Annotated in this window: 12 protein-coding genes and 1 pseudogene; 4 read left to right on the top strand and 9 right to left on the bottom strand. The window is 71.8% G+C overall.

The window, feature by feature from the left end; translation table 11 throughout:
- Positions 1-15: 15 nt before the first annotated feature.
- The 7 genes and pseudogenes from ACH4OW_RS26390 to ACH4OW_RS26360 form a co-directional block, all read right to left on the bottom strand.
- Positions 16-1,005 (bottom strand): alpha/beta fold hydrolase, encoded by a 990-nt coding sequence (locus tag ACH4OW_RS26390; RefSeq protein ID WP_398030306.1) that lies wholly within the window; start codon positions 1,003-1,005, stop codon positions 16-18.
- 151 nt (positions 1,006-1,156) lie between these two features.
- Positions 1,157-2,128 carry a hypothetical protein gene (locus tag ACH4OW_RS26385; protein WP_398030305.1) on the bottom strand — a complete coding sequence of 324 codons (972 nt, stop codon included), beginning with the start codon at positions 2,126-2,128 and terminating at the stop codon, positions 1,157-1,159.
- A 4-nt stretch (positions 2,129-2,132) separates the two neighbouring features.
- Positions 2,133-2,639, bottom strand: coding sequence for a hypothetical protein (locus tag ACH4OW_RS26380; protein WP_398030304.1), 507 nt, complete (start codon positions 2,637-2,639; stop codon positions 2,133-2,135).
- A 285-nt stretch (positions 2,640-2,924) separates the two neighbouring features.
- A pseudogene (locus ACH4OW_RS26375) lies at positions 2,925-3,917 on the bottom strand (RNA polymerase sigma factor); the annotation flags it as partial.
- A 243-nt stretch (positions 3,918-4,160) separates the two neighbouring features.
- Positions 4,161-4,457 (bottom strand): SDR family NAD(P)-dependent oxidoreductase, encoded by a 297-nt coding sequence (locus tag ACH4OW_RS26370; protein ID WP_398030303.1) that lies wholly within the window; start codon positions 4,455-4,457, stop codon positions 4,161-4,163.
- A 55-nt stretch (positions 4,458-4,512) separates the two neighbouring features.
- A complete protein-coding gene (locus ACH4OW_RS26365; RefSeq protein WP_398030302.1) occupies positions 4,513-5,958 on the bottom strand; it encodes an aldehyde dehydrogenase family protein in 1,446 nt (481 codons plus the stop codon).
- A complete protein-coding gene (locus tag ACH4OW_RS26360) occupies positions 5,955-7,211 on the bottom strand; it encodes a M20 family metallopeptidase (protein WP_398030301.1) in 1,257 nt (418 codons plus the stop codon). Before ACH4OW_RS26360 ends, ACH4OW_RS26365 begins: the two co-directional genes overlap by 4 nt.
- Before the next feature lie 231 nt (positions 7,212-7,442).
- On the opposite strand from ACH4OW_RS26360, the gene ACH4OW_RS26355 reads away from it, so the two are divergent.
- Positions 7,443-7,691, top strand: a complete 249-nt coding sequence (locus ACH4OW_RS26355) for a DUF6545 domain-containing protein (RefSeq protein ID WP_398030300.1) — start codon at positions 7,443-7,445, stop codon at positions 7,689-7,691.
- A 1,086-nt stretch (positions 7,692-8,777) separates the two neighbouring features.
- On the opposite strand, the gene ACH4OW_RS26350 is transcribed toward ACH4OW_RS26355, so the two are convergent.
- Positions 8,778-9,026, bottom strand: coding sequence for a hypothetical protein (locus tag ACH4OW_RS26350; RefSeq protein WP_398030299.1), 249 nt, complete (start codon positions 9,024-9,026; stop codon positions 8,778-8,780).
- 612 nt (positions 9,027-9,638) lie between these two features.
- On the opposite strand from ACH4OW_RS26350, the gene ACH4OW_RS26345 reads away from it, so the two are divergent.
- Both ACH4OW_RS26345 and ACH4OW_RS26340 read left to right on the top strand, forming a co-directional pair.
- Positions 9,639-10,388, top strand: coding sequence for a DUF6879 family protein (locus ACH4OW_RS26345; RefSeq protein WP_398030298.1), 750 nt, complete (start codon positions 9,639-9,641; stop codon positions 10,386-10,388).
- 13 nt (positions 10,389-10,401) lie between these two features.
- Positions 10,402-11,250 carry a helix-turn-helix domain-containing protein gene (locus ACH4OW_RS26340; protein WP_398030297.1) on the top strand — a complete coding sequence of 283 codons (849 nt, stop codon included), beginning with the start codon at positions 10,402-10,404 and terminating at the stop codon, positions 11,248-11,250.
- A gap of 50 nt (positions 11,251-11,300) precedes the next feature.
- On the opposite strand, the gene ACH4OW_RS26335 is transcribed toward ACH4OW_RS26340, so the two are convergent.
- Complete coding sequence (locus tag ACH4OW_RS26335) at positions 11,301-11,966, bottom strand: GntR family transcriptional regulator (protein ID WP_398030296.1); 666 nt, start codon at positions 11,964-11,966, stop codon at positions 11,301-11,303.
- A 159-nt stretch (positions 11,967-12,125) separates the two neighbouring features.
- Between ACH4OW_RS26335 and ACH4OW_RS26330 the strand changes: the two genes are divergently transcribed.
- Entirely contained in the window at positions 12,126-12,353 is a 228-nt protein-coding gene (locus ACH4OW_RS26330) for a hypothetical protein (RefSeq protein ID WP_398030295.1), read from the top strand.
- Positions 12,354-12,509: the final 156 nt, after the last annotated feature.

Raw genomic sequence — 12,509 nt, 5'->3', positions numbered from 1 at the left:
CAGGGTGAGGCCGGTTCACTTTGCCGCCGGCAGCTCCGCCAGGAATTCCAGCAAGGCCGCGTTGACCTCCTCGGGCCGCTCCTGTTGCGTCCAGTGTCCGCAGCCGGGCAGGGGCGGGGCCTGGCGGAGGTTCGGCATCGTCCGTTCCAGGGCGGGCAGCAGCTCGGCCATGCCGGGGAAGGCCCGCACCAGGTCGCGGTCGCCCGCCAGGTACAGCGCGGGCACGTCGATGCCGCGGCCGTCGAACGGCGCGAGCAGTTCCCAGTTGCGGTCGATGTTGCGGTACCAGTTCAGGCCACCGGTGAACGCGCGGGCTCCGAGCCGGGCGTACTCGCCGACGAATGTGTCGATGTCCTCCTGGCTCAGCCAGCCGGGCAGCTCCGCCACCTCCGGCATGGCGTCCAGCAGCTTGGCGCCTTCGGGGATGACCCACGGGACGGGCGGGTCGGTGAACGCGCTGTCGCCGGAGCCGCCGGCCAGCATGGAGCGGAACGTGGCGGTGAGGTCCTGGGCCAGCTCGGCGTCGGCGACGCCCGGTTCCTGGAAGTAGATCTGGTAGAAGCCGGGGCCGAGGATCTCGCGGAAGTACGGCAACGGTGCCATGGGCGACCGCGGTGCCGGCGGCACGCTGAGCCCGGCGACGCCGCGCACCAGGTCCGGGCGCAGCCGGGCCGTCGTCCAGGCCACCGGCGCTCCCCAGTCGTGGCCGACGACGACCGCCTGCTCCTCCCCCAGCGCGCGGATCAGCGCGACCACGTCGCCGGTCAGGTGCAGCAAGGTGTAGGAGCCGATGTCGGCCGGCTGCTCGCTTCGCGCGTAGCCGCGCTGGTCGGGCGCCACGACCCGGTATCCGGCCGCGGCCAGCGGCGCGAACTGGTGCCGCCAGGAGTACCAGCACTCCGGGAAGCCGTGCAGCAGCACGACCAACGGCCCCCGCCCCTGTTCGGCGATGTGCAGCCGGACGCCGTTCACCTCGACGAAGCTGTGCTCGACTGTGCTGGTCACAAGTCCTCCTGCGGTCGTCGTCGCGGGCCCACCGACGGTGCGGGCACTTCACGTCCCGCACCGAACGGTACGGCCAACTCCCGCCGGTGCAAACGACGTTGACCGGACGACCACTCGCACGGACGCACCCGGACGGCGCGCCGGCCGCCCCTCAGTTCCCCGCTCCCCCGCCGCGCGGCCGGGTGCCCGGCATGAGCTGGACCAGGGTCGTGTCGTCGTCCTCGATGACGTAGGTGGGGTCGGTGCGGGCGCGCCAGCCGACGGGGAGGACGTAGTAGCGGCGGTCGCGTTCGAGCAGGAGGCGCAGGCCGTAGTAGCGGTAGCGGTAGTGCATGCCCTTCAGTTCCTCGGACACCAGGCCCGGCCCGGTGAGGCTGAGGCGTTCGGTGCTCAGGACGACGACGGCGGGGCGGCGGACCAGGTGGGCGGCGGCCACCTTGGCGTCCTCGGCGCCGAGCCGGCCGGCGACCAGCGCGACGACCCACACCAGGAACAGTCCGGCCGCGGCGACCGGCAGCCCCTTGCGCCACAGGCCGCGTGCGGGTGCCGCGGGGTTGGCCGCGCGGCTCAGGCCCAGTACGAGGCCGACGGCCACCAGCAAAGGCGCCACCCACCCGTACGGCTGGATGTGCTGCCACAGCAGCATCAGGGCGACGCCGGCCGCCACGAACAGCGCGTACCGCCGGGCGACGGCGCGGGCCGCCCGGCGGATCGCGCGGGTGACGCGGCTCGGGACGCGCAGCGCGGCGAGGAGTTCGGGGACGCGCGGGGCGACGGCCAGGAGGGCCAGGGCGACGAGGACCCAGAGGTTCACCAGCCGCAGGCTCCAGATGATCATCTGCGGGAAGCCGAACCCGAGGGCGGACGCCTGGAGGTTGAAGTAGGAGAAGTACGCGCTGCTGTGGAGGACGCCCGCGTAATACATCAGGCCGCCGATGAGGGAGGCCGCCCCCGCGACGGTGTTCGCCCACTCGAACCGGGATTCGGGCTGCGGCGGGGCGGGGGCGGGCGCGCGTGGCGGCAGGACGGTACGGCGTACCGGGGGCCTGCGAGGAGCGGGTGACCGGCGGAGCTGCCGGCGGCGGCGTGCGCGGGCCCGCGCGGCGGCCGGGTCGCCCGTCACCGGGTCAGGGTGCGCTGGAGGCGGGCGGCGTGGGGCCGGGGCTGGGCGAACCGCCGGCCGGCGGCGAGGCGGACTTCGCCGTCGGGCACGTGGCCTCTTCGGCCGAGGGTCCGGTGCAGGGCGGCGTGGTGGTGGCGCCGCTGGGTACGTTCCCGATATCGGTCGTCCCGGACTTGTCGGTGTCCTCGGGCGGTTCCGGGACCGGCTGTACGGAGTCGCCGCCCTCGCTGTACGAGGTCCCGCCGCCCGCGCTCCCGCCCGCACTTCCGCCTGCGCTCCCGCCTCCACCGCCCGAGCCGCCGCTGCCACCACCGCCATCGCCGCCGCCGGGACCACCGGGTGTGCCGGAATGCGCCGGCGCGGACGACACCGCCGTGCCGGACACCGCCGTGCCCGACGGAACGCTGCCGGGATGCGGGCTCGCGGGCCGGGCGCACGCCGCCGTGCCGGCGAGAAGCAACAGGACCACCGACGCCGCGACACGGCCGGCCTTCGCCACTGCGGAACTCATCTCGGACCCCCGTCCCCCGCGAGCCGCTGTAGCGAGGCTAGCAGCGCCCGGGGGCCGGGCACCGGGTCCGTACCGCAAAAGCCGAACCCGCCCACCGGGCTACCGCGCGGGAACGGTGAAGCTGCTCACCAAACGTCACGCGGTCGCGACCGCGCGTCTGACGTCCGCACTGGTCATGGGCGGCGCGACTGCCGGGAGTGGCGCACCTGAGCCCTGCCGGGCGCGCTGCGGTCCTCGTATGGGGCCGCAGCGCTTCCGGGCGCCGCCCGGTCGAGGTGGCGCCGCCTAGTCGAGATAGTCGCGCAGCAACTGCGAGCGCGACGGGTGGCGGAGCTTCGACATGGTCTTGTTCTCGATCTGGCGGATGCGCTCGCGCGTGACGCCGTAGACCTTGCCGATCTCGTCGAGGGTCTTGGGCTGGCCGTCCTTGAGGCCGTAGCGCATCGAGACGACGCCGGCCTCGCGGTCGGCGAGGGTCTCCAGGATGGCCCGCAGTTGCTGCTGGAGGAAGGAGAAGCCGACGGCCTCCGCCGGGACGACGGCCTCGGTGTCCTCGATCAGGTCGCCGAACTCGCTGTCGCCCTCGTCGCCCAGCGGGGTGTGCAGGGATATCGGTTCACGGCCGTATTTCTGTACCTCGATGACCTTTTCCGGGGTCATGTCGAGTTCCTTGGCCAGTTCCTCGGGGGTGGGTTCGCGGCCGGTGTCCTGGAGCAGCTGGCGCTGAATCCGGGCCAGCTTGTTGATGATCTCGACCATGTGGACCGGAATGCGGATCGTCCGGGCCTGGTCGGCCATGGCGCGGGTGATCGCCTGGCGAATCCACCACGTCGCGTACGTCGAGAATTTGAATCCCTTGACGTAGTCGAACTTCTCGACCGCGCGGATCAGGCCGAGGTTGCCTTCCTGGATGAGGTCCAGGAAGAGCATGCCGCGCCCGGTGTAGCGCTTGGCGAGCGAGACGACGAGCCGGAGGTTGGCCTCGACCAGGTGCTCCTTGGCGCGTGCGCCGTCCGCGACCAGGATCTCCAGTTCGCGCCTGAGCTTCCCGGCGGGCTCGCCGGTGTCCAGCTTTTCCTGCGCGAACAGGCCGGCCTCGACGCGCTTGGCCAGCTCGACCTCCTGCTCGGCGTTGAGCAGCGGGACCTTGCCGATCAGCTTGAGGTAGTCCTTGACCGGGTCGGCGGAGGCGCCGCTGCCGGCGACCTGCTGCGCCGGCGCGTCCCCCTCGTCACCGTGGGACAGGGTGAATCCGCCCGCCGCCTCGATCGCGGTACCTGCGGACGGTACGGCTTCCGGGGCCGGGGATACGGCTATTTCCTGCGGTCGCGTGATGGACGAGGTGAGTGACACGAGGAACCTCTCGATACACATAGGCACGGTGCACGGCGAGCACCTCTTTATCCATCGCGCACTTACCCGTGGTTTGTTACACCGGAATTCCCGTGATCTGAATCACGCTTTTCGTGCGGAGAGGGGAGGCGGGCAGGCGTACGGGCGGGCAGGCGGAACGCCGCCGGGTCAGACCGACGGCTCGAAGCGGCCGTCGACCGCCGTCCAGCCGCCGTCGACGCTCAGCACGTCGAGGGAGATTGCGGTCGCCGTGCCGGCCCGGCTGCCGGGGGCCGGGGGCTCGGAGGCGGCCGCCTCCGCCGCCCGGGCGGCGCCGGCCGCGTCCAGATCGGCGACGATCACTTCGGCGCCGTGGGCGGCCAGGGCGCGCACCGCCTCCCGGCCGATCCCGCCGGCGCCGCCGACGACCGCGATCCGCCGCCCGTCCAGGCGGAACAGCTTCGCGTACTCGATCACCTGCTCCATGGTGTGCTCCGGGGTCGTAGGGGGTACGGGCCCGTGCCGCCGCCGGCCGCGGCGCTCACGGGCGGATCACGGCCATCCGCGTCACCGTCAGCTCCCCGATCGCGAAGCGCGGCCCCTCGCGGCCGAGCCCCGAGTCCTTGACGCCGCCGTACGGCGCGGTGTCGCTGCGGTAGCCCGGGACCTCGTTGATCACGACGCCGCCGACGTCCAGCGCGTCCAGCGCCCGGAAGGCGGCGTCCAGGCCGCGGGTGAAGACCGCCGCGTGCAGCCCGTACCGCCCGGCGTTGACCAGGTCGTACGCCGCGTCCAGGTCCGGCACCGTACGCAGCGCGACGACCGGACCGAAGATCTCCTCGTCCCATGCGGGCTCGCCGTCCGGCACGTCGGCCAGCAGCGTCGGCGTCACGCACCGGCCGCGGCGGGTGCCGCCCGCCACCACCCGCGCCCCGGCCGCGCGGGCCCGCTCGATCCAGGACAGCACCCGTTCGGTCGCGGCCTCGTCGATGAGGGCGGCGACCCGGGTGTCCTCCTCGCGCGGGTCGCCGACGACGATCCCGGGCAGCCGTTCGGCGATCCGCCGCTCCAGCTCGCCGGCGATCTCCGCGACGGCGATGACGCGCTGGACGGCGATGCACGCCTGGCCGGACGCGTAGTAGCCGCCGCGGGCCACGGCGTCGGCGGCCGCGTCCAGGTCCGCGTCGGCGGCGGCCACCAGCGCCGCGTTGGAACCCAGTTCGAGGACGGTCTTGCGGGGCGCCGCGTCGCGGGCGATGCGGTGGCCGACGGCGGCGGAGCCGGTGAAGGAGACCGCCGCCACCTCGGGGTGGGTGGTCAGGACGCGGCCGACCTCCGCGTCGCCGGTGACCAGCTGCACGGCGCCGGGCGGCGCGCCGGCCGTGGCGAGCCGTTCCCGTACGAGGTGGACCAGCCACAGGGTGGCCAGCGGCGTGGCCGGGGCCGGTTTGACGATCACCGGGCAGCCGGCCGCGAGCGCCGGGGCGATCTTGTGGGAGGCGAGCAGCACGGGGTAGTTGAAGCCCGCGATGCCGACCACCACGCCCACGGGGCGCCGGGTCCAGAAGCCGACCATGCCGTCCCCCGAGGGCAGCAGGTCCAGGGGCACCGTCTCACCGTGGATGTGCACCACCTCGTCGGCGGCGGCCTGCCAGGTCACCACGGCCCGCCGAACCTCGGTGCGGCAGTCGGTCCGCGGCTTGCCGGTCTCCAGGACGAGCAGGTCCTCCATGGGCCCCGCGACCGCCTCCAGGCCGGCGGCCACCCCGCCCAGCACCTGGCGCCGTACGCGCGAAGCCAGCCGTGCGACGCGGGCGCGTACGGCGGCGGCGTGCCCGGCGGCGCGGCGGGCGAGGTCCGCGTCGCCCACCGGCGCGGTGGCGAACTCGGTGCCGTCGTACGGGAAGACGACCGGGCCGGTACGCGGAGCGAGCACCCAGCCGTCGCCGACGGGCAGGCCCTGGGGGAAGGCGGCGGGAACGCTCATGTGCCGCCGCCTTCCGGCCGGGCCCCGCCGTTCAGGAAGTGCCGGGCCGCAGCGGCGTAGACCCGAGCGTACTCGGCGATCTCGCGCACCTCCACGTACTCGTCCTTCTGGTGGGCGATCCACTTGCCGCCCGGCCCGTAGACGACCGTCGGCAGTCCCGCGTCGCGGGTCAGGATCGTCCCGTCGGTCGTGCCGGGCACCGCGCCGAAGCGCGGCGCGGCGCCGTGCACCTGCCGGTGGCCGGCCACCAGCGCCGCGACGAGCGGGTGTGCCGCGTCGATCTCGACGGCGGGCCGGTCGTCGACGACGGCCGCTTCGACGGTGACGCCCACGGTGTCCGCCGCGTCCACGGCCGCCTGCCGGAGGTGCTCGGTCAGCTCGGTGTGGTCGGTGCCGGGCACGGTGCGTACGTCGATGCCGAGCACGCCGCGGCCCGGTATGACGTTGAGCTGGTCGGGGTCGCCGGCGCGCAGCACCGTCGGGGTCACGGTCACCGCTCCGGCGTGCGGGTGGGTGCCGTACCGCCGCAGCGCCCACGCCTCGGCCTCCGCGAGCGCGGCGACGATCCGCGCGCCGGCGACGAGGGCGCTGCGGCCCTCCTGCGGCATCGCGCCGTGCGCCATCTCGCCCCGCAGGTCGAGCCGCAGGCGGATGCCGCCGCGGGCCGAGGTGCACACCTCGTACCCCTCCGGCTCGCAGACGATCACACCGTCCACTTCGGCGGCGAGCGGCGAGGCGGCGAACGCCTTGGCCCCGAGCATCAGGCCCTCCTCGTCGCACAGCACGCCGACGACGATGCGCCCCGGGAAGGGGCCGGCCCGCTGGAGCGCCCGCACGCCGTGGACCATCGCGGCCACGCCGGACTTCATGTCGGCGGCGCCCCGGCCCCACAGCCTGCCGTCGCGGAGTTCGGCGCCGTACGGGTCGACGGTCCAGTCCCCGGCGTCGCCCTCGGTGACGACGTCGGTGTGCCCTTCGAACATCAGGGTGCGGCCCGGCCCGCCGCCGCCCTCGACGACCGCGACGACGTTGGGGCGGCCCGGTGCCACCGCCACCACCTCGTGGGGCCAGCCGAACGCGGTGAAGAGGCGGGAGACGAGGTCGGCGGCGGGCCGTTCGACGGCCGTGGCGCCCGCTGCGTTGACGGTCCTCAGCCGTACGAGGTCCTGCGTGAAGGCGACGGCGGCCGCCTCGTCGACCTCCGGGACGCCGGCGTCCGGATCCGACGGCACGGCACTGGGGCTGCTGCGCACGGCACCCTCCGGTTCCCCTGCCCGCGGCCGGGAGACTGGTCGGACCAGCTGGTCCCCGTACTGTGCTGGCACGTTCGCTTACGGGTCAAGAGGGGCACGACGGGCCAAGTGGGTCACAAGGCGCCCTCCACGGGCCGGCGGGATTCCGGCCGGGGAAGATTGCGCGCGCCGGCACTGTTGACGGCTGCGAAGTGCGTCCGCCGTCACGACCCCGTACCGAGGAGCCCGAACGTGAGCCTGTACGACATCCCCCTGCGCACCGACCGGGAAAGTCTGACAGGCAGCGAACGGGATGCCATGATCGCAGCCTCGGCATTCGCCGGCGCGCTGCGCGCCCGGCAGTCCCAGCAGCCTCCCGAGCAGACCACCGTCGTGCCCGGCATGGACGTGTCTCCCGCAGCTGAACGCGCCCATCTCGTTGCCGTGTCCCGTTACCTGCACACCCCGCTGGTCGACCATGTTCTGGCGCACACCGCATAAGCGCCGCCGGAGGCACCCCGGTCATCTCGAAGCCGCGGACCAAAGCCCTCCCCACCCGCCGTCGTCCCGCCTGAGGCGGGAACCGATGGGAAGGGCGCCTGCCCCGCCCCGGCCGTGCAGCGGTCACCGCCAGGGCGGAAGCGCGGGGACGGCAGCGGGCTCACACTCCGCTGCCGTCCGGTAAGGGACACCTACCGCGCGAATGGGGTGTTCCCATCACTACGGCAATTACATGGAATGCTTCCCACTCACCCGATCCGGCGGTTTGGCTCAGTACTCACGTGCCGCCCTGCTGGCGTGGGCATCCCCATGTTGTGCAGCAGAAAGACGCGAACACATGCCGAAGGCGGCGCTCACGGTGGTCGGACATCGCTGCCAGCACCCGTCGTCCGAGCGTGCTCTCCCAGTTCCATGGAGGTAAGCCATGAAGACACGTGCCCGGTTGCGCCAGACCGCAGCGACCGCGACCGTAACCCTCATCGCCGCAGGAGCCCTCATCACTGCCGCGGCCCCGGCGGCGGCATACACCCGTTTCAACTGCCTGAGTATTAGCGAGGTAAGCCCCGGGGAGATTGTCGCCGGGGCCTGCCTCTCTGACCCTCCCCATGGTCCCCCTTACACCGCTCCCTTCTCCGTGTACCAAGATCGAGGCCCCAAACGCTTCTATTGCAAAACCGGGGAGTACGACAACGGGTACCTGGAGGGGCACGACTGCGAGGCCAGGTAGAGGCCGAAGAGGGCATGACCGCAGGGACTGAGTAAGGAACCGGGACCTTTCGGCCGTTGCCCTTAGTAGGGCTCCGTCAGGTCTTGCTGTGCTCGCAGTTGGAAGCGTGGATCTTCCCTACCTGACGGAGTCCTACTAGGTCCGACGCGCCCTGCGCACGAGCGCGGCCCTCATGGCTGCTGCCGTGAACCGCGGGCGCCCGTCGCTGCCCGCCGGATGATCCGCGAAGGGGACGATGCCGTACCTGCGCACGCACGCTGTGCAGGCGTACACCGTCCTGCCACCGGCTGACGCCACGTGCTCGACCCCGACATCGACGGGGTCGGCGGCCGATTCCCTGCACCAACGGCATGTTTCGCTCACCAGGCCCACCCCGGCAGGCGGGGGCGGCCGGCGTGAAGCCGTTCGGCGTTTCGGGCCGCAGTCCGGCAGTCGGGCCTGCACGCCCACAGCTCCACCCTGGACTCCTGGCCGCAGGAGACCACCCGGTACACGCCCAGCGAACGGTCTGCGAACAGGCGGGCGTTGCACAGTGCGCAGTTCCAGCCCTCCTGCTGCGGGCCGGTCAGCCCGCGCAGATCGATCTGCTCAAGTGCCTCCGCGCTCACCGCAGCGGCCTGTTCTCGGATTCCGCATTGACCACGGCCACGCGAGCGCCGAGGAGTTCACGCGGTGTCGGGGGCGCAGGTTATCCGGGTCGGCGTCCCAATCCCGGCCTCCGTCTACCGGCCGCAGCTGGATGCCCGTCCCGACGTGCCCCATGACCCTGCCGACGCGCATCTGGTCCGTGTCGAACACCACGTGGCCCACGGCGGGGCTGTCCGCCGTCATGTGTCCGCCCCCTTGCGTACGGCCGCAGCCAGCCGCATGGCCGTGTCGGCGCGTACGCGGCCCAGGTTGACCAGGGGCAGATTCGGGGAGCCCAGGTCGGGTGACAGCGACGGCAGAACGATTCCGGCCAGTGCGAGGGCTTCACGCAGCGCATCGGTTGCCGCGTCCGATTCGGCAGCCCCGGGGGCGCTGTCTGCGGCTCTTGGTTCTTCGCCATGAACCGGACGCTAGGAGCGCGGCGTTCAGGGCGCCACGCATTATGCGCAGATATGCGATCCGGTTGGCTCAATATGCAGCTATATCTTCACGAGCCCTGTGCTCATCCTGTATCGCAGGGCTTCGGTGCCGTGGATGCTGGGGTGATCAGCCCCGGACGAGAGGTCATGGTCATGAGGCGACTGCGGTTCGACGGCACGGGCAGCGGCATCAACGGCTGCCCTGCCGTCCACGAAGACCTGGACACAGGCGAGATCATCGTTCACGGACCCCCGCTGACCGATCCCGGCGACCTCGCCCAGCTCCGGCATCTCGGAGCCGGCGAGACAGCTGTCGTCGTCCCGCGCAAGCTGCTCGTGGACTGGGGCCCGAAGGAGGTGGTGCGCGTGCCGCACATCATCGGTTTGGACGCATTCGACCGGCTGTTCACACAGTTCGAGCACACGGCGTGGCGGCTGGAGACCCGGCGCCGGTACGCGAGCGACGAAGCCACCGAAACGTACCGGCAGTTCCTGCGGGGCGAACGGGTGGACTGGGAAGGTGCTGACACCCAGTGGTGCGCGGAGCGCCGCGAACAGACAGCGCTGGGCAAGCGGTTCGCACGCGTACGCGTGATCGACAATCCCCCAACCCAAGGGCAGCTCTACCTGCTCGACAACGCGCGGCGCAACAGCTCCGTAGGTGAGAGCATCTTTTGCCTGCGGCGGTCTCAGGCGGACCTGCTCGGCTTGCCCGGCGAAGACTTCTGGATCTTCGATTCACGGCTTGTCGCGCTGCTCGTCTTCGACAGGGCAGACAGCCTGGTGAGCGTCCAGCTGATCACCGAGCCGGCCGACGTCAGCCGCTATGTCCAGCTGCGTGATGCAGCGCAGCATCACGCCGTCCCGTACGAAACGATCGCGGCGGAGGTCGCCGCAGAGTAGCGAGCGTGAACCGGTGTCCGACTTCCAGCAGGCACGGGCAGCCCTCGGGGCGAGGCTCCGGGAGCTACGGGAATCGTGCCCTGGGGGCCGGCTCACCGGCATGCAGCTGGCGGCCCGCCTCGGCTGGGCGCAGTCGAAGATCAGCCGTCTGGAGAACGGCAAGCAGACGGCCACGGTCACCGATCTCCAGGACTGGGCAAAGGCCACCGAGCAGCCCGGAGCGTCCGACGATCTTCTGGCACGCCTGAGGGGGCTGGAGTCCCATGTGCGGTCCTGGCGGCGGCAATTGTCAGCAGGACACCAGGCCGTCCAGGATGCGGTCAGTGCGGAATTCGCCCGGTCGAGAACCTTCCGAGCATGGGAGAGCGCCATGATCGTCGGCGCTCTCCAAACCGGTGACTACGCCAGGGCGATCTTTACGCGGTACGCCGAACTCCAGCGTTCGCCCCAGGACACCGACGCCGCCGTCCGCACCCGGCTGAGGTGGCAGGAGAACCTGTACAGGGCAAACGCCAAGTACCGCATCCTCATGTGGGAAGGAGCGCTGCGCGCCATGGTCTGCCCGCCCCGGGTCCTGGCCGCACAACTCGACCGGCTGGCCGGAGTAATCGGCATGGACACCGTCGAACTCGGGATCGTGCCGTTCGCCGCATCGCTCAAGATTCCGCCCGCCAATGGGTTCTGGATCTTCGACGAGCGCCTGGTCATCGCCGAGGACTGGCACGCGGAGCTGTGGATCGATCAGTCCCTGAGCATCAGCACATATCTCCGGACCTGGGACACCCTGCGGGAATCCGCCGTGTACGGCGCCGACGCGCACAACGTGATCAGCCGCGCCAGGCGGGCGCTCGGCACACCGTGACATGACGGAGCCCGGCACCCTGGGGGTTGCCGGGCTCCGCCTGCGGAAGGTCAGTCCCGCGGCCGCTGGTAGGCGTAGCGGGTGAGCCGGTCGCCGGCGCTGAGGTACTCGCCGTACTCGATCACTTCGCTCTCCTCATCGAAAAGCGAGTTGTACCCGATGAACAGTGCCGCCGGCCGCTCGGTAATGCCGAGCAGCTCGGCTTCTTCGTCCGTCGCGATCCGGACTCCGACCAAGTCCTGCCCGTCGTTCCAGACCCGGCCTGTGGCTTCCTCGATTGCCCCCGGCGTGCCGCCGGGAATGCGCTCCGTGGCCAGAAGCGCCGGAACGGCACGCGCGAGTTCACCGGCGAACCACGAGGTGGACACGGACACCGGGCCCGACTCGTCACAGGTCACCCGTCGGCGGCAGATGACCTGGGCACCCTCTTCGATACCCAGCGCGAGAGCCACGCGCTCCGGTGCAGGGCGCAGTTCAGCGGAGAGGATCTTCGCGTACTGGCCGGGCGGGTAGATCCGACCGGTGACGTCTGCCGACCGGACGCGGTCGGACGGTGAGTGGTGCTGGGTGTGGCGGGCAGTGACCACGGTGCCGATGCCCTGCCGGGGTTCGACCAGGTTCTCGTGGCGCAGTTCGCAGGAACCGGCCGCGCTATACCCGGCAGACCGCGCAGGCGGCGGCGCACGGCGTACTGGTGCTGCGCCTGCGCAGTCCACGCCAGACACGCTGCTGGCTGCACAGCCAGCCGGTGGCAACGAAGGATCAGCCGGTACGGAGCACCTGAGCAACCAGCACACAGCCCGGCATCTGGCAGATGCCGGGCTTCGTCATGGGCCCGGGATGCGGACCGCGCTCCCCCGCATGATCCTGTCCGTATGGCAGCGCGCGTGGTGGTGCACCCGCCCTCACCGACCGGAGGGCGGCGCGTCCATGCCGACTCCGCAATCCTGGGAGTGGCGTACGGCGTGGCCGACCTGCTGGAGTTCCTGCGCCGTGCGGGCCTGGACCCGGACGATGCCGACCTGGACGACACCTCGCTGATCGAGTGGCGCGGGGGCGGGCTCGGCGTGTGGTCACCCGACGACGCGGATCCCGCCGGCTGATCCGGCGCTACGCTTTCCGGTTACCGCCCCGCGGGCCGGCCCGGACAGCGCGGCTGCGGAACGGGACAGCTCGCTGGGACGGCCTGGCTGCCGCCCCGGTAGTGCATTGCACCTGGCGCTGGCGGGGGCTGACGAACCACTGGCAAACGAAAAACG

The organism is Streptomyces sp. NPDC017056 (assembly GCF_044332485.1).
Classification (GTDB): Bacteria; Actinomycetota; Actinomycetes; order Streptomycetales; family Streptomycetaceae; genus Streptomyces.
Note: the sequence above shows the minus strand (reverse complement) of the source record. Positions and strands in the feature narration are given on the sequence as shown.

Excerpts from the sequence above, each read along its gene's own strand:
- ACH4OW_RS26380 (WP_398030304.1), bottom strand. The coding sequence starts at position 2,639 with ATGAGTTCCGCAGTGGCGAAGGCCGGCCGTGTCGCGGCGTCGGTGGTC.
- ACH4OW_RS26370 (WP_398030303.1), bottom strand. The coding sequence starts at position 4,457 with ATGGAGCAGGTGATCGAGTACGCGAAGCTGTTCCGCCTGGACGGGCGG.
- ACH4OW_RS26365 (WP_398030302.1), bottom strand. The coding sequence starts at position 5,958 with ATGAGCGTTCCCGCCGCCTTCCCCCAGGGCCTGCCCGTCGGCGACGGC.
- ACH4OW_RS26345 (WP_398030298.1), top strand. The coding sequence starts at position 9,639 with ATGAGGCGACTGCGGTTCGACGGCACGGGCAGCGGCATCAACGGCTGC.
- ACH4OW_RS26330 (WP_398030295.1), top strand. The coding sequence starts at position 12,126 with ATGGCAGCGCGCGTGGTGGTGCACCCGCCCTCACCGACCGGAGGGCGG.